Raw genomic sequence first — 16,598 nt, forward strand, 5'->3', positions numbered from 1 at the left:
CCAAGGACATTAGTTTTACGTTATTATTAGTATGACAGTCCGGAAACCGAGACGGGAGGAGTGTAATATGCAGACGCTTTATTTGGGCTGCTTGGCGCTTGGCGTCATCTTTGCGGTAGTCAGCGTGATTGTGGGAGACATAATCGGTAACGCGCTGGACGGTGTTTTTGATGCTTTGTCCTTTGATTTTGTGAACCCTGCTGTTCTGGCAGGCGGAATTACAGTATTTGGCGGAGCGGGTGTTCTGCTGACACGCTACAGCGGGCTGGAAGACGGAGCTATTCTTGCCTTATCCCTGCTGATAGCGGCATTTTTAGCGGTGCTGCTGTATCTTGTGGTGGTGAAGCCCATGGAAAAAAGCGAAATGTCGACAGGCTTCTCCATGCTTGATCTGCCCGGCAGGATCGGTGAGGTTACCGTTCCGGTCCCGGCAGCAGGCTACGGTGAAATTATGGTGAAGTTCGGCGCCGGCAACAGTCTGCACACCGCTGCGAGCTTTGAACGGCTGGCACTGCCGGCAGGCAGCAAAGTGGTAGTAGTAGAGGTTAAGGAAGGCGTGGCACTGGTATCTGAATTTGAAGAGCGAAAAGGAGCGGATGTGTAAATGCTGGATACGATTCCTGATTATTTGTTAATTCCCGCAATAGTTATTGCAGTACTGGTGGTGCTCGGACTTGCTTTCTGGGCGCGCTACAAGACAGTCGGACCGGACGAAGGGATGATCGTAACGGGTTCCTTCCTGGGCAATAATCATATCTCCGACGACGGCTCAGGCCGCAAAATCAAGATCGTCCGCGGGGGCGGGGCCTTTATTCTTCCGGTATTCCAGAAGGCCGAGTTCATGTCACTGCTGTCCCACAAACTGGACGTGACAACGCCGGAAGTATATACCGAGCAGGGTGTGCCGGTTATCGCAGACGGTGTAGCCATCATCAAAGTCGGCAGCTCCACGGAAGATGTGGCGACAGCTGCGGAGCAGTTCATGGGCAAACCGATTGAATCCCTGAAGGCAGAGGCCCAGGAAGTGCTTGAGGGTCACCTGCGGGCCATTCTAGGTTCGATGACTGTTGAAGAGGTGTACCGTAACCGTGACCGTTTTGCCCAGGAGGTTCAGGGCGTGGCAGCGCGTGATCTGAAGAAAATGGGTCTGCAGATCGTCTCCTTCACGATCAAGGATGTCCGCGACAAGCACGGATACCTGGATGCGCTCGGGAAGCCGCGTATCGCTGCTGTGAAGCGGGACGCGGAAATTGCCGAGGCGGAAGCGCTGCGGGATGCGCGGATTCAGAAGGCGAATGCCGAGGAGCAGGGGCAGAAGGCTGAATTGCTGCGCGATACGAATATCGCCGAAGCTTCCAAGGACAATCAGCTGAAGGTTGCAGCGTTCAAACGCGATCAGGACACAGCCAAAGCGGAAGCGGACCAGGCCTACCACATTCAGGAGGCACGCGCCAAGCAGACGGTGGTAGAAGAACAGATGAAGGTTGAGCTCGTGCGCAAGGAACGCGAAATCGACATTCAGGCCAAAGAAATTCAGGTCCGCGAGAAGCAATATGATGCCGAAGTGAAAAAGAAAGCGGAAGCGGACCGCTACGCAGTAGAGCAGGCGGCGGAAGCCGACAAGGCCAAACGGATGCGCGAGGCCGATGCCCTGCAGTACAGCATTGAGAAGCAGGCGCAGGCAACCTCTGAGCAGAAGCGCCTTGAAGGTCAGGCGATCGCGGATGCCGAGCTGGCCAAAGGTAAAGCGGAGGCCGAAGTTATCCGGCTGCGCGGTCTGGCCGAGGCGGAGGCCAAAGAGAAGCTGGCAGAAGCCTTCCAGAAGTTCGGCGAAGCGGCTGTTCTCGACATTATCGTCAAGATGCTGCCTGAACTGGCCGGCAAGATTGCCGAGCCGCTGGCTTCCATCGACAAGCTTACAGTCGTGGACACCGGCAACGGCGAAGGCGCGGCGAGGGTCAGCAACTATGTGACCCAGCTCATGTCTACAGCTCCGGAAATGCTGAAGAGCGTGTCAGGGATTGATGTGGAGGCCCTGATTAAGGGGCTGACCAAAACAGGATCACAGGGTGGCAGCAAGCCTGTGCAGGCTCCGGCCGTTGTACCGGCTGCACCGGCACCGGTAATTCCGGCTGACAAACCACACGAATAAAGAACAGAACACAAGGTATGGCGGGCGTGCGGCAGGCAGCCTGTCATACCTTGAATTTTATACATACGGGGGGCTTTGCATGCAGCTTCAGCTGGATAATATCCGCAAAAGTTTTGGAGACAAGCAGGTTCTGAAGGGAATTGACTTTACTTTTGAAAAAGGCAAGATATACGGCCTGCTGGGCCGCAACGGCGCCGGCAAAACCTCACTGTTCAACTGTTTGAGCGGTGAAATTCCGATGGACAGCGGCGGGGCATTTTTGCGCAAGGGGGGTGTGAGCTTTCCGCTCAGTGATGAGGAGATCGGCTATGTGTTCTCACTGCCGATTCTTCCGGAATTTTTGACTGGATATGAGTTCGTGAAGTTCTATATGGACATCAACCGTGACAAGATCGAGCCGGGCCGGACGATTGAAGATTATTTTGAAATCATCCGTTTTGAGGAGGAGGACCGCCACCGGCTGATCAAAGGCTATTCCCACGGGATGAAGAACAAAATCCAGATGCTCTGCTTCATCATTACCCGGCCCCCGCTGATTCTGCTGGATGAGCCGCTGACTTCCTTCGATGTCGTGGTCGCGCTGGAGATCAAGAAGCTGCTGCGCAAGATGAAAGAGGACCATATAATTATTTTCTCGACCCATATCCTGCAGCTGGCCGCTGATTTATGCGATGAACTGGTGGTGCTGAGTAACGGATATCTCCAGGAAATTCCCAAAGACACGCTGCACAGTCCGCAATTTGAAGAGCAGATTATAGCTTTGCTGAAGGATGGAAGCAGTGATGATTAATACGCTGAAGACGATTATGGGGATCAGAAGCGCCTCAGGTGCCAACCGGCTGCTCTATTATCTCAAAGGGTTTCCGGTGATTGGCAAGCGGATCAAAGATGAAGTGTACTCCTGGGAAAATCTTAAAAAGGCGCTTGCTCTGATTGTAACGGTACTGAAGGTGCTGTGGGGATTTCTGAACAAATTCGCCTACCTTGGACTCGTAATCTATTGGCCTCTTATGCTGTTAAGCAGCGGTCTGACACCTTCCGCGCTGTATCAGCAGTATCTTCATGTGCTGGTTGTCATCAGCTTTCTGGTTGCGCCCGTTTCCAGTGCAGTAATTATGGAGCCGAAGCGGGACAAATACATCTGTGTGAAGCTGATGCGGCTGCCTGCAGCCTCCTACATGCGTTCGACGATGGCACAGCGTGGCCTGACTTTTTTGCTCTATTTTATACCGGCTGCAACTGTATTTGCGCATTTGCTGGACGCCCCGGTATGGCAGGGACTGGTGCTTGCACTGCTGCTGGCTGCCTGGCGCATGGGCGCCGAGGCGGTGCATTTATGGATTTTTGACAAATACGGCATTGTACTGGTCAAAAAAACGGCTGTGGTATGGACTGTAATGCTCGCCGGTTACGCGCTCGCATACGGCCCGCCGGCTGCAGGAGTCTCTTACCGGATTTCTGATGTCTTGTTCAGCCTGCCGGTGATCGCAGCGGTTCTGCTGATTGGAGCAGCCGGTTCGCTCTATATCGCCCGTTATCCCGGATACCGCAGGGCTGTTGATGCCGTGACCAAAATGGATGATCCGCTGCTGGATCTGGGCCGGATGATGCAGGAAGCAAGAGTGAAGGAGGTCGAAACGAAGGAGCAGGATTTCTCGAAGGCGCAGCTGAGTCCCGGCAATTTTCAGGATAAAAGCGGGTATGCCTACCTCAACGCGATCTTCTTCTCCCGGCACCGGCGTTTTCTGATCCAGCCGATTCAGCGGCGGCTCTTCATTATTGGCGGTCTGTTTGCTGCAGGCCTTGCAGTTATGATGATCTCTCCGGCTGTATTTGCGCGGCTGGCACAATTTTTGATCAGCGGCTTGCCGTTTTTTATCATTATCATGAACTTCTGCTCCATCGGGGAGAGGGTATGCAAGGCGATGTTCTATAACTGTGACCTCAGTCTGCTGCGCTACGGATTCTACCGTGAACGTCCGGCTGTAATCAGCAATTTCCGGATTCGTCTGCTCAGAATAAGCGGATTGAACCTAATTCCGGCTGCAGCGATATGCCTTGCTGTTAATCTTTTGATCCTGCTCTCGGGTGAGGTTTGGAGTGCGGGCGAAGCTGCAGTGTTCAGTGTTACGGTTCTGGGGCTTTCGCTGTTCTTTTCCGTGCATCATTTGTTCATGTATTATATTTTCCAGCCTTACACCACAGAGCTGAATGTGAAGAACCCGTTCTTCAGCATTGTCAACAGCCTTGTACTGGCCGTAGGTGTAATCTGTGCTAATCTGCAAAGCGTTCCGGCTTATTTTGCGGGCGCGGTACTGTTATCTACAATCGTATATATCCTGGCCGCCCTGGTACTTGTTTTCAGGTATTCCAGCAAAACTTTCCGGGTAAAATAACCGGCTTCCTCTTTCTAAATGTGAATTCTTGATGTTATGATGATACCTGAGTATAATCTACACATGCTGCTTGGTCATACGGCTGCTGCGGCGCCAAAAGGTATTCAGAATTCAAAGAGGTGTAAGTAGTGAGCAGCATAACAGTGGCCAAGGTACTCAATAACAATGTCATCATAGCCGAGCATCCCCAGTATTCAGAGGTAGTGGTGATCGGCAAGGGTATAGGCTTTAACCGCAAAACACGTGACCGCATCAACCTGTCTGCCGTAGAGAAGATGTTCATTCTCCGCAGCCAGGAAGAGCAGGAGCAGTATAAGCAGCTCGTTCCCCAGGTGGATGAGAAGCTGATCGAGGTCGTACAGGAGATTGTCCTGCATATTATGCAGAGCAGCCGCCAGCCTCTTAATGAGCATATCCATATTGCACTGACTGACCATATTTCCTTTGCGATCCGCAGACATGAGCAGAATATTGCTATACATAATCCGTTTCTGTACGAAACCAGGGAGATCTATCCCGAGGAATACAGGCTGGCGGAATATGCAGTTGAACGGATCAATGAAGTGATGAAGGTAACACTGCCCGCAGATGAGATCGGTTTTGTCGCCCTGCATATTGTAAGCGCACTGAGCAACCGGCATATCTCTGAAGTGAAGGAGCATTCCGTGCTGATCGGGGACCTGGTAAATCTGGTTGAGGACAATCTGGAATACCGTGTACCGCGTGATTCACTGGACTATTCACGTCTGGTTACCCACCTGCGGTTTGTACTGGAAAGGCTGCGGCGCGGGGAGAGCGTACGGGAGACCTCTTCGCTGGACGGGCTGATGAAACGCGAATATCCGGAGATGTACATGCTGGCCTGGAAGCTTACCAAGGTCATTGAACAGCGGACGCGTATCCCCGTGTATCCGGCAGAAGTCAGCTATCTGACGATTCATTTGCAGCGTATCGCCCAGAAGAAAGAGGATGAGGCGGATATGGAGCAGAGCGGGCTGCAATAACGGCAATTATTTTAAGATAAACAATGCATGAACCGGCTTCAGCAAAATTGAGGCTTGCAACAGCTGATCATAGGTGCTACAATGGTCCCTGTTATCCAATAAAACAGAATACCTACGTGTAACTGATACGATCAGGCATGAGTGATTTACAGTATTTTGGTTGTTAATCCCCTTCTTGGGGCAATCTAACTTTAGTGTTAGAGCGACAACTGTATGCTGTGTTGCTCATGCCTTTTTTGGCGTTCTGTTTAGAATGAATTAAATTTAAGGAAGTGACCTCAATGTTCAAAAAGCTGTTTGGCGTTTTACAGAGGGTCGGTAAGGCGCTTATGCTTCCTGTAGCCATTCTGCCTGCAGCAGGTCTGCTGCTCGGAATAGGCAACATGCTGGTAAACCCTGATTTTCTCCAATATGTGCCGGCACTGGAAAACAGTGTAGTTCAGGCCATTGCCAACGTATTGATGAACTCGGGACAAATTGTCTTTGACAACCTGGCGCTGCTCTTCGCCGTCGGGGTTGCAATCGGACTTGCCGGGGGCGACGGGGTCGCCGGCCTGGCTGCGATTATCGGTTTCCTCGTAATGAACGTTACGATGGGGACAGTGCTCGGTATCAATGATTATGTGCTGAGCCAGCAGGATTTTGCCTATTCAAGTGTACTAGGCATTCCTACACTCCAAACCGGGGTCTTCGGCGGTATATTGGTGGGGATATTAGCCTCATCCATGTACAAACGTTTCTTCCGGATCGAGCTGCCGTCCTATCTGGGATTCTTCGCGGGTAAACGGTTTGTGCCGATCATGACTGCGGTCACTTCCCTGATCCTCGGTCTTGTGCTGACGATTGTCTGGCCGCCGATCCAGCACGGGCTCAACTATGTATCACAAAGTATGATCAACACCAACCTGACGCTCTCTGCGTTCATCTTCGGGACCATTGAGCGTTCGCTGATCCCGTTCGGCCTGCACCACATTTTCTACTCGCCGTTCTGGTATGAATTCGGCAGCTACATCAACAATGCCGGCGAACTGATCCGCGGAGACCAGCGGATCTTCATGTCACAGCTTCGTGACGGCGTAGCGTTCACTGCCGGTACTTTCACTACCGGTAAGTATCCGTTCATGATGTTCGGTCTTCCGGCTGCAGCGCTTGCGATTTACCATGAAGCAAGACCTGAGAACAAAAAGATTGTCGGCAGTCTGATGGTTTCGGCTGCATTGACCTCTTTCCTGACAGGGATCACTGAACCGCTGGAGTTCTCGTTCCTGTTCGTTGCTCCGCTGCTGTTCGCAGTGCATGCTGTATTTGCCGGCCTGTCGTTTATGACAATGCAAATCCTTAATGTCAAAATCGGCATGACCTTCTCCGGCGGCTTCATCGACTATGTGCTGTTCGGCATTATCCCGAACCGTACGTCATGGTGGCTCGTAATCCCTGTCGGACTTGTTATCGCAGTGATTTACTACTTCGGGTTCCGTTTTGTAATCCGGAAGTTCAATCTGCGGACACCTGGACGGGAAGAGCCGTCAGATGAAGCGGACGCAGCCGATGCAACTGCTGTTTCCACCAGCGGTGACGACCTGCCGCGCAACATTCTGGCCGCACTGGGCGGCAACAGCAATATCGTCCATCTGGACGCTTGTATTACCCGCCTTCGTGTTGAGGTTAAAGATAAAGCAGGCGTTGACAAGAACCGTCTGAAGAAGCTTGGTGCGTCAGGAGTCCTTGAAGTTGGTAATAACGTACAGGCGATCTTTGGCACACGCTCCGATACAATCAAGTCCCAAATCCAGGATGTAATGAGCGGCAGAACACCGGCAGCAGCACCTGCAGCCGCTGCACCGCAGCCTGAACTGGAGCAGAAAGCCGGTGAAGAAGGCACCGCAATTATTCCGGAGGACATCGTATCTCCTGTTAACGGTGAACTGCTGGATATCACGCAGGTTCCTGATGCCGTGTTCTCACAGAAAATGACAGGCGACGGCTTTGCCTTCCTGTCTGAAGACGGAAAGATTGCTTCACCGGTATACGGTAAAGTATTCAACGTCTTCCCGAGCAAGCATGCCATCGGCATTATGTCTGACGGCGGCAAGGAAGTCCTTGTGCATATAGGTGTAAATACCGTCAAACTCAAAGGCCAGGGCTTCACGGTCCTCGTTGAAGAGGGAGATCTGGTAGCTGCCGGACAACCGATTATGGAAGTCGATCTGGAGTATGTGAAAGCAAATGCGCCTTCCGTTATATCTCCGGTCATCTTCTCCAATCTGCCTGAAGGTGCTGCAGTTACACTGAAAAAGCCGGGCAAAGTGGCTATCGGAGACAAGGACATTATCAGCATCGGGTGAAACGTGCAATGGCGCAGCGCTTGTTTTATAATCTAAGACAGCGCGGCCTTCACATAAAACTTATACTAAATTACAGAAAGCGAGATGGATTAATATGCAAAAAACTTTCAGAATTATTGACGAAGACGGAATTCACGCACGTCCAGCTACAGCTCTGGTAAATACAGCAACAAAGTTCCAAGGTACCGAGGCATTTGCTGAAGCCAAAGGCAAAAAGGTAACTTTGAAATCCATCCTGGGCGTATTGTCCCTCGGTCTGGAAGCCGGCGACACGCTTACCCTGATTACTGAAGGCGGCGAAGAAGCGGACGCTCTGAACGCACTGCAAGACGTGATGATCAAAGAAGGGCTGGGAGAGCTTCATGAGTAAAATTTCAGGAATCGCGGCTTCAGCAGGAATTGCGGTAGCCCGTGCATTTATCCTGGAACATCCGGATTACACCATCACCAAATCGGCTGTCAGCGACGTTGAAGCTGAAGTTGCCAAGCTGGAGAGCGCCCTGGAGAAATCCAGAGGCGAGCTCCGCAGCATTAAAGAGCGTACACTGGCTGAACTGGGAGAGAAGAAAGCGGAGATTTTTGAATCCCACCTTTTGATTCTTGATGATCCCGAGCTGATCAGTCCGGTGATGGATAAAATCCGTGAGGAATCCGTAAATGCCGACTACGCACTGAATGAAGTGGCAGGCCAGTTCATTGAGATGTTCGAAAATATGAAAAGCGCGTACCTGCAGGAACGTGCAGCTGATATGCGCGACGTTACCAAACGCGTGCTGAACCACCTGCTGGGTATTACGTATGTAAGCCCTGCAGAGATCAGTGAAGAGGTTATCGTCATTGCCCAGGACCTGACACCTTCCGATACGGCTCAGCTTAACCGCAAATACGTTAAGGGCTTTACAACCAACATCGGAGGACGCACCTCCCACTCAGCCATTATGGCCCGTTCCTTGGAAATCCCGGCGGTTGTCGGTACCAAAAACGTGCTGTCACTGGTCAAAGCAGGAGACCTTGTGATCGTTGACGGTCTGAGCGGCGATGTACTGATCAATCCTTCTGAGGCTGAAGTTGCTGAATACACGCAGAAGCAGGAAGCGTATAACCTGCAAATTGCCGAGTGGAAAAAGCTCCGTGACGAAGCTACCGTATCGGCTGACGGCAAGCATGTTGAACTTGCGGCCAATATCGGTACACCTAACGATGTGAACGGCGTAATCGAGAATGGCGGAGAAGGCGTGGGCTTGTACCGTACAGAGTTCCTGTACATGGGCCGCGACAAGCTGCCTTCCGAAGAAGTGCAGTACAACGCTTACCGCACTGTACTTGAGAACATGAAGGGCAAACCGGTTGTTGTACGTACACTCGATATCGGCGGAGACAAAGAGCTGCCGTATCTGGACCTTCCGAAGGAAATGAATCCGTTCCTCGGCTTCCGTGCGATCCGCCTTTGTCTGGACCGCCAGGATATTTTCCGCACCCAGCTCCGCGCCCTGCTGAGAGCAAGTGCCCATGGCGATCTGCGGATCATGTTCCCGATGATTGCTACACTTGGCGAGTTCCGTGCTGCACGCGACCTGCTGCTTGAAGAAAAAGCCAAGCTGCGTGAAGAAGGCAAGGAAGTTTCGGATAACATCCAGCTGGGCATTATGGTAGAGATTCCGTCTACTGCCGTGCTGGCTGACCAATTTGCCAAGGAAGTTGACTTCTTCAGTATCGGTACCAATGATCTTATTCAATATACAATGGCTGCCGACCGTATGAATGAACAGGTGTCTTACCTGTATCAGCCGTATAACCCGGCCATTCTGCGTTTGGTCAAAATCGTTATCGATGCAGCCCATGCTGAGGGCAAATGGACGGGAATGTGCGGCGAAATGGCAGGGGATTCCACAGCCATTCCGCTTCTGCTCGGACTTGGGCTTGACGAGTTCAGCATGAGTGCCACCTCGATTCTGCCGGCAAGAAGCCAGATCTCCAAGCTGTCTGCTGCAGAGATGAAGGAAATGGCTGCCAATGCACTTCAGCTGGGTACAGCCGAAGAAGTTGCCGCACTTGTGCAAAGCACTGTAAAGTAATTTGATTCAGGGATTTATCCGTTAAGGCAAGTTCACTTTTCCAACTACGATATTGCCGGCTTCCTTCGGGAGGCCGGCTTTTTTTTGTTTGGGTGAAATACCCCTGCCCAAAAGCCGATATATAGTATAGAGATGAAGAATCTGTTCTCTGACCCAGACCTGTGAACATAGTGTTACATATAATATTATGTATCAAAAGATAGACAGGACTCTATACAAATTGCTTGCAAAGCGGTGCAAGTATCAAAATACCAGGTTGTGGAAAGCATGGGATGTAAGGATGACTACATCTGTTGTCTGCAGAATGCCGCAGAAAACAATGGGATGGTGAGCAATGATGAACAGTAATTATTTAAATACAGAGACCCTGATAGAAACCTATGAAGGTAAAGATCTTGGCATCACATATAACAAGACCGGCAGTATTTTTAAAGTCTGGGTGCCGACAGCCTTTGCTGTATCTCTGGTGCTTTATGAGACCGGTGGCAATGAGGAAGCAGAATCAGCTCCAGGGTACCGTGACAGCGGCAGGATCGTACCCATGCAGCGTGAGGAAGGCGGCGTATGGAAGGCTGGTTATACCGGTGACCTGAAGGGGAAGTTTTATATGTACCGTGCTGTATTTCCCGACGGCTCCATCCGGGAGGCCGCAGACCCTTATGCCAGAGCGGTATCGGCAAATGGTGTGCGTTCAGCGATTATTGATCTGCGTGATACCGATCCTGATTCCTGGGAAGAGGATGTTTCTCCCCGTCTGCAGCACCCGGCGGATGCGGTCATCTATGAGCTGCATATGCGTGATTTTTCAATAGATGAAAGTTCCGGAATGCAGCACAAAGGCAAATTCAAGGCTTTTACAGAAACAGGGTTACGGGATGAAGCAGGCAATGCCCTCGGGATTGATCATCTGGCGGAGCTGGGGGTTACCCATGTGCATCTGCTGCCCGTATTTGATTTCCAGACGGTAGATGAATTGAAAGCTGTGCAGGGTGAAGCCGGAACTGAAGCTGCTGCAGAATACAACTGGGGATATGATCCCCAGCATTATAATGTTCCTGAAGGCTCGTACAGCACGGACCCGTCTGACCCGGCAACACGAATCCGCGAAATGAAAGAAATGGTTCAGGCACTCCACAGACACGGGATATCCGTGATCATGGACGTTGTCTACAACCACACCTACTCCGTCGAAAAAGGGCCGTTTGAACCGCTCGTGCCGGGTTATTTTTACCGCCAGGATTATGCCGGAAGACTGTCCAACGGCTCTGGGGTAGGCAATGAGATTGCCACAGAGCGGCCTATGGTGCGCAAATATATTAAGGAATCCCTGGCTTACTGGGCATCCGAATATCATATCGACGGCTTCCGCTTTGATCTTATGGGGCTGATGGACAGCATAACGATCCGTGAGATTACCGAGGAGCTGCGGCTTAACATTAATCCCGATCTGCTGATCTACGGGGAGCCCTGGACCGGCGGAGACTCGCCGCTGGCCGCCAAAACCCTGAAGGGTGTGCAGCGGGGCAAAGGCTACGCCGTATTTAATGATAACTTCCGCTCGAATATCAAGGGCGACAGTGACGGCTGGGGCAAAGGCTTCGCAACCGGTGAATACGGCAGGGAGGGCGCAATTGCATCCGGTATCAAGGGCGCGATTCATGAGTTCACCGATTCGCCGGCTGAGACGGTTAACTATGTAACCGCTCACGATAACCTGAATTTGTGGGATAAGATTCTGGCTTCGCAAGGACTCAGGCAGGCGGCGGGCTTTCCTGAACTGGAGGATGGGAGGCTGAAAAGCGGCGGGGATGTGAGGGCTGCTGTAAGCAGTGCCAATCCTTATTTCGGAGTGGATGACCAGAATGTCCTCGGCAACGAAACGGTGCGCCGCTCTCTGCTGGCCAACGGGATAGTGCTCACCTCACAGGGAATTCCTTTTCTGCACGCCGGAGATGAGCTGCTGCGCAGCAAATACGGGGATCACAACAGCTACCGCAGCTGTGATGCCGTGAATGCCATCCGCTGGGACAACAAGCGGAGATTTAAGCCTGTTTTTCAATATTATAAAGGTCTGATTCAGCTGCGGCGCGAGCATCCGGCCTTCCGGCTTCACGGGCGCCAGGAGATTGAGCGTTCCCTTGAGTTTCTCCGCTGTGACAGCGGTGTGGTGGCTTACCACCTTAAGGATCATGCGGGAGGCGATGTCTGGCGCAATGTTGTAGTTATTTTTAACAGTAACCAGGATGCGGCAGTACAGCAGCTTCCTGATTCCGGCCGCTGCTGGAATATCGTCGTGGATCATACCCGGGCCGGGACAGAGGCTTTCCGCCTTGCGGACGGGAATGAAGTGCGGCTCGAGGGCCTTTCCATGATGGTGCTGCATGACGGGTACGGCGAGCCAGCGCCGCGGGCCAAAATCGTTGAATTCCATTATGACCGTGAAGACGGAGACTACCGGGGCTGGAATCTCTGGGTGTGGGATACCGGCATTCAGGACGGGCAAGTTGATTTCCGGTATATGCAGAATGGTCATGCTGTCGCACGTGTTGAAGTGTCAAGCGGGACAGAGGCTATAGGCTACATCCTGCGGCTTAATGACTGGGAAAAGAGGGATGGGAGCGGGGACCGGTATGTCGACTGCTCAGACAGCGGTGAGCTGATCAAGGTGCTGGTGAGTCACCGCAGACATGAAACTGGCGGCGACGCGGGCAGCACATTAGAACTTAGCAGCTAAAAGACTATAGATGAAGATAGAAAAGGGCGATCTGTACCTCCGCTTTCCTGCGGATAGCGTACAGACCGCCCTTTTTGAGGTTGGTGGATAGGCTTTCATTTTGTCGACTGATCGCTGTATTGTTCATCCATCTGCTCATTGTAAAGACTGTATTCATTGCCGCCGTTGTTCTTGGCGCGGTACATGGCAAGATCTGCAGCCCGCAGCAGTTCATTAATGGTGGTGCCGTGCTGCGGATAGAGCGCAACGCCGATACTGGCAGAGGTATGGAAGCTTTCGCCTTTGTTGACGGACCAGGATTTGTCGAACAGCTTCAGGAGACGTTCCAGCATTTCATCAAGCATGTCACGGCTGGTGAACCGGTGCAGCACCACCGCAAATTCATCCCCGCCGATGCGGAAGGCCTGACCTGAGCCTTTGACGGTCTGCTGAAGCTCACGGGAGAGCAGCTGCAGAAATTCATCGCCGGCTAAATGGCCCAGCGTGTCATTCAGCTGCTTGAACCTGTCGCAGTCGAGCAGCGCCAGTGCGATTTCCTGCCGGTGCTCCTCGGGCTGGGTGATCAGGTTCTCCATGTACATTTTGAAATGGGCCCGGTTGGGAATGGAGGTCAGGTGATCGTAGAAAGCCAGCTTGTGCAGCCGTTCCTCATGCTGCTTGCGCTGGGTAATTTCGCGTGAGATGAGCATGAATTGTGCCGGATAAGACCGGTTGCTGCTGATAGGCGTAACCTTTGTCTCCAGCCAGACCCAATGCCCTTGGGCTGCACGCATGCGCAGCTCGGTAATCTTGGGGACGCCCTGCACGACACTTTTCAGCTTGGCCCAGGAAATTTCGGCCTCGCGGATATAGTTGGATAGGGGAGCGCCTTTCTCCGGAACATAACCAAGCACCGCAGAATGTGAAGGTGATGCGTATTGAATGAGACCATTCGGATCCGTCAGGATAATGAAGTCCGACATTGTCTCGCCGATCAGCTGATACAACGACTTTTCCTCAAGCATTTCATTCTGCTGGGCAATCAGTCTCCGGCTCAGGTATACGATGACCATGATTAACAGGAAGACTAGGAGGGAGTAGACTGCGAACAATGCGCTTTTTTTCTCCCGGAATTCAAGATCGATCTGCCTGGCGTAGCTGCCGATCATATTCTCGGACTGATCCAGATAGCTGCGGACCTCATTCAAACGCTCATTGACCAGCAGGGCTGAGTATTGAGCCGGGTTCCAGCTGCTCTGCACCCGCCGGGAGATCATATCCCGTCCCGTGCTTTTCCACTGTTCAAAAGAAGCCTCGAATGCCGCTAGTTCCTCCTGCAGTCCGTTTAACACCCGCTCACTCGTTGTATTGCTCTGTCCCGGGCTATCCAGAATGCTGATATTGTACCTTGCCGTGCTGATACGCTGCTTCACCTGTGTATTATTGTCTTCGAACTCCTGGGACAGCCGGCTGACCTGCCCGTTCGGCAGATTCTGATTCATAGCCGTATGAAGTGCAACCGCAGCCTGCTGCAGATCCCGGTCAGCGTTCAGGATCAGTTCGGAATTCTGGTATATGTCATTATACAGAGAATCAGACAGCCGACTGATGGTCTGGTTCAGCCAGATCAGGGAAGCGATACTGAGCCCCACTAGAGTTACGGAGATGGCGGCAAAAATCAGGATTAATCTGCATGTGTTTTTGTGTGCTGGTAGTGCCACTGACATCCTCTCCCCGCATAAAACTTTGCGATATAACATTTCATTGCTGTGTGACTTGCTACATGCGGAACTGATCCGGCTGCAGGTACTGTCTGCAGGGACAACGAAGAGAGTTCGGATAAATGGTCATAGGAAAGCAAAGCTTCCGTCAGATCAAGGATTCTTCTCATCAATGTATGTTGGCCGTCCCGGTGGAAAAATAAACAAATTTAACTATTATGTATGCCCTACAAATTTAATCATATTCCGGCTCGTAAATCCTATTACCCATCTTTACTGCAAACGATACTCTCTTTTTAGGTAAAGTATGTGTAAAATATTTTTCCAATTTACCCCAGGGTGACAGTTTATCCTAAGATCTTCCCTTTTTTTGAGAATGATTTTGCGCCAGCCGCTGTCCGGCTTGTCAAACCGTCAGTTTTTTCATATAATAAACAGACATATCTTTTGAACAAGATCAAGCAAGATATTGAAGTGAAATGCCGTGATGGAGATAAGTACGCAGTGCCTGGCTTACAGGGAGGAGACGCCGTAGATTGAGAGCGTTTCTAGGCAACAGAGCTGCTGAAGTTCACTCCGGAGCAGTTCCCTGAACCTTTCCTCAAGTGATGCTGAAGGATTCAGTAGGGGGTACCGGCCGCAGACCGTTATTTCTGTTAAAGTGAGACAGCGCTTTTCCGTTTCTCAAGGGAGTGATCCTTTGAAGGCCGGTCAGGATGTCCTGTCTAACAAGGGTGGTACCACGGTCTTTTCGTCCCTTACCGGGAGGAAAGGCCTTTTTTTGTTGAACAATACGATGATTGAAGGGGGCAGTACACGGCCATGAAAGAAAAGCTGGAAGCATTGAAGGTCGAGGCATTGGCTAAGCTGCAGGAGGTCACTGACCCGCAGGTTCTGAATGATCTGCGCGTAAAATACCTGGGTAAAAAAGGCGAGCTGACAGAAGTTTTGCGTGGAATGGGAGGACTCAGCGCGGAGGAGCGTCCGGTGATCGGGCAGGTAGCCAATCTGGTGCGCAGTGCCATTGAGGAGGTTATCACCTCCAAGCAGGAGGCTTTCCAGCAGCAGGAAACGCTGAACCGCCTGCAGGCCGAGAAAGTGGATGTCACACTGCCGGGCCGCCGGCTCCCGCAGGGCGGTATCCATCCGCTCAACCGGGTAGTTCAGGAAATTGAAGATATCTTCATCGGAATGGGCTACCGTGTGTCCGAAGGCCCAGAGGTGGAGACGGATTATTATAACTTTGAAGCGCTCAATCTGCCGAAGAACCATCCGGCCCGCGATATGCAGGATTCCTTCTATTTAACCGAAGACCTGCTGATGCGTACCCAGACCTCTCCGGTGCAGATCCGCACCATGCAGGCCATGAACGGGGAGACTCCGGTCAAAATCATCTGTCCGGGCAAAGTGTTCCGCCGCGACGACGACGATGCGACCCACTCCTTCCAGTTCCATCAGATTGAGGGGCTCGTTATCGGCAGCAATATCCGGATGAGCGACCTCAAAGGCACGCTGAACCAGTTCGTAAAAGAAATGTTCGGACCAAGCACGGGCATCCGTCTCCGTCCAAGCTTCTTTCCGTTCACAGAGCCGAGCGTTGAGGTTGACGTAAGCTGCTTCAAATGCGGCGGTGACGGCTGCCGGCTGTGCAAGCAGAGCGGATGGCTGGAGATTCTCGGCGCCGGTATGGTGCACCCGAACGTGCTCAGAATGGGCGGATATGATCCGGAGAAATACAGCGGCTTTGCGTTCGGTATGGGTGTGGAACGGATCGCGATGCTGAAGTACGGTATCGACGACATCCGCTACTTCTACACGAATGATATGGGTTTTGTAAAGCAGTTCAAGGGGATTTAGATTTTTGGCGGGCTTTGCGGGCCGGACGGAATGAAAGTATTCAACTCTTTTGGTTTGCGGTTTCGTAAGACTAGATAATATTAAAGAAGGAACGGAGAGAAATTTGGAACTGTAGAAGCGTCAGCGTTCGCCTTTATCCTCGGATTTCTACCGCGGACAGCGGTTCAAATCAGGAAATCTGAGGATAACAGCGATCGGAAGTCCAAACATTTCTTGCAGTGGTCTCTTTTAATAGGATCTTGGAAGAGATAAGCGTAAAACAAAATCTTGTAAGCTTTCCTCAGACAGCAAGCAAAACCGGCAGGTAGATAAATACATCTGAAACAAAAGGAAGT

Annotated in this window: 11 protein-coding genes; 10 read left to right on the top strand and 1 reads right to left on the bottom strand. The window is 51.8% G+C overall.

Features of this window, described 5'->3' with window-relative positions; translation table 11 throughout:
- Positions 1-67 precede the first annotated feature (67 nt).
- From C2I18_RS20725 to pulA, 9 genes are all read left to right on the top strand, one after another.
- The gene (locus C2I18_RS20725) at positions 68-604 is read left to right on the top strand and encodes an NfeD family membrane protein (RefSeq protein WP_249897625.1); all 537 of its coding nucleotides are present in this window, start codon (positions 68-70) and stop codon (positions 602-604) included.
- On the top strand, positions 605-2,152 hold the full coding sequence (locus C2I18_RS20730) for a flotillin lipid rafts scaffold protein FloT (RefSeq protein ID WP_249897626.1): 1,548 nt from the start codon (positions 605-607) through the stop codon (positions 2,150-2,152). It abuts the gene before it with no gap.
- Between the two features lie 79 nt (positions 2,153-2,231).
- Complete coding sequence (locus C2I18_RS20735) at positions 2,232-2,942, top strand: ABC transporter ATP-binding protein (RefSeq protein WP_249897627.1); 711 nt, start codon at positions 2,232-2,234, stop codon at positions 2,940-2,942.
- Entirely contained in the window at positions 2,935-4,548 is a 1,614-nt protein-coding gene (locus tag C2I18_RS20740) for a hypothetical protein (RefSeq protein ID WP_249897628.1), read from the top strand. The genes C2I18_RS20735 and C2I18_RS20740 overlap by 8 nt, the downstream gene beginning before the upstream one ends.
- Before the next feature lie 128 nt (positions 4,549-4,676).
- Complete coding sequence (gene glcT / locus C2I18_RS20745; protein WP_249897629.1) at positions 4,677-5,552, top strand: glucose PTS transporter transcription antiterminator GlcT; 876 nt, start codon at positions 4,677-4,679, stop codon at positions 5,550-5,552.
- 281 nt (positions 5,553-5,833) lie between these two features.
- Positions 5,834-7,897 (top strand): glucose-specific PTS transporter subunit IIBC, encoded by a 2,064-nt coding sequence (ptsG, locus tag C2I18_RS20750; protein ID WP_249897630.1) that lies wholly within the window; start codon positions 5,834-5,836, stop codon positions 7,895-7,897.
- A gap of 94 nt (positions 7,898-7,991) precedes the next feature.
- Entirely contained in the window at positions 7,992-8,267 is a 276-nt protein-coding gene (locus C2I18_RS20755) for an HPr family phosphocarrier protein (RefSeq protein WP_249897631.1), read from the top strand.
- Complete coding sequence (gene ptsP / locus C2I18_RS20760) at positions 8,260-9,972, top strand: phosphoenolpyruvate--protein phosphotransferase (protein WP_249897632.1); 1,713 nt, start codon at positions 8,260-8,262, stop codon at positions 9,970-9,972. The genes C2I18_RS20755 and ptsP overlap by 8 nt, the downstream gene beginning before the upstream one ends.
- Positions 9,973-10,306: 334 nt before the next feature.
- Entirely contained in the window at positions 10,307-12,706 is a 2,400-nt protein-coding gene (gene pulA, locus C2I18_RS20765; RefSeq protein ID WP_342760310.1) for a type I pullulanase, read from the top strand.
- A gap of 95 nt (positions 12,707-12,801) precedes the next feature.
- On the opposite strand, the gene C2I18_RS20770 is transcribed toward pulA, so the two are convergent.
- Positions 12,802-14,406 carry a sensor domain-containing diguanylate cyclase gene (locus tag C2I18_RS20770; protein WP_249897633.1) on the bottom strand — a complete coding sequence of 535 codons (1,605 nt, stop codon included), beginning with the start codon at positions 14,404-14,406 and terminating at the stop codon, positions 12,802-12,804.
- An 822-nt stretch (positions 14,407-15,228) separates the two neighbouring features.
- Here C2I18_RS20770 and pheS point away from each other — a divergent pair.
- Positions 15,229-16,263, top strand: a complete 1,035-nt coding sequence (pheS, locus tag C2I18_RS20775; protein ID WP_249897634.1) for a phenylalanine--tRNA ligase subunit alpha — start codon at positions 15,229-15,231, stop codon at positions 16,261-16,263.
- Positions 16,264-16,598 lie beyond the last annotated feature (335 nt).

Origin of the sequence: Paenibacillus sp. PK3_47, from assembly GCF_023520895.1 — a bacterium.
Taxonomy (GTDB): domain Bacteria; phylum Bacillota; class Bacilli; order Paenibacillales; family Paenibacillaceae; genus Paenibacillus_AQ.

Coding starts and splice junctions, on each gene's coding strand:
- C2I18_RS20725 (WP_249897625.1), top strand. CDS start 68: ATGCAGACGCTTTATTTGGGCTGCTTGGCGCTTGGCGTCATCTTTGCG.
- C2I18_RS20730 (WP_249897626.1), top strand. CDS start 605: ATGCTGGATACGATTCCTGATTATTTGTTAATTCCCGCAATAGTTATT.
- C2I18_RS20735 (WP_249897627.1), top strand. CDS start 2,232: ATGCAGCTTCAGCTGGATAATATCCGCAAAAGTTTTGGAGACAAGCAG.
- C2I18_RS20740 (WP_249897628.1), top strand. CDS start 2,935: ATGATTAATACGCTGAAGACGATTATGGGGATCAGAAGCGCCTCAGGT.
- ptsG (WP_249897630.1), top strand. CDS start 5,834: ATGTTCAAAAAGCTGTTTGGCGTTTTACAGAGGGTCGGTAAGGCGCTT.
- C2I18_RS20755 (WP_249897631.1), top strand. CDS start 7,992: ATGCAAAAAACTTTCAGAATTATTGACGAAGACGGAATTCACGCACGT.
- ptsP (WP_249897632.1), top strand. CDS start 8,260: ATGAGTAAAATTTCAGGAATCGCGGCTTCAGCAGGAATTGCGGTAGCC.
- pulA (WP_342760310.1), top strand. CDS start 10,307: ATGATGAACAGTAATTATTTAAATACAGAGACCCTGATAGAAACCTAT.
- pheS (WP_249897634.1), top strand. CDS start 15,229: ATGAAAGAAAAGCTGGAAGCATTGAAGGTCGAGGCATTGGCTAAGCTG.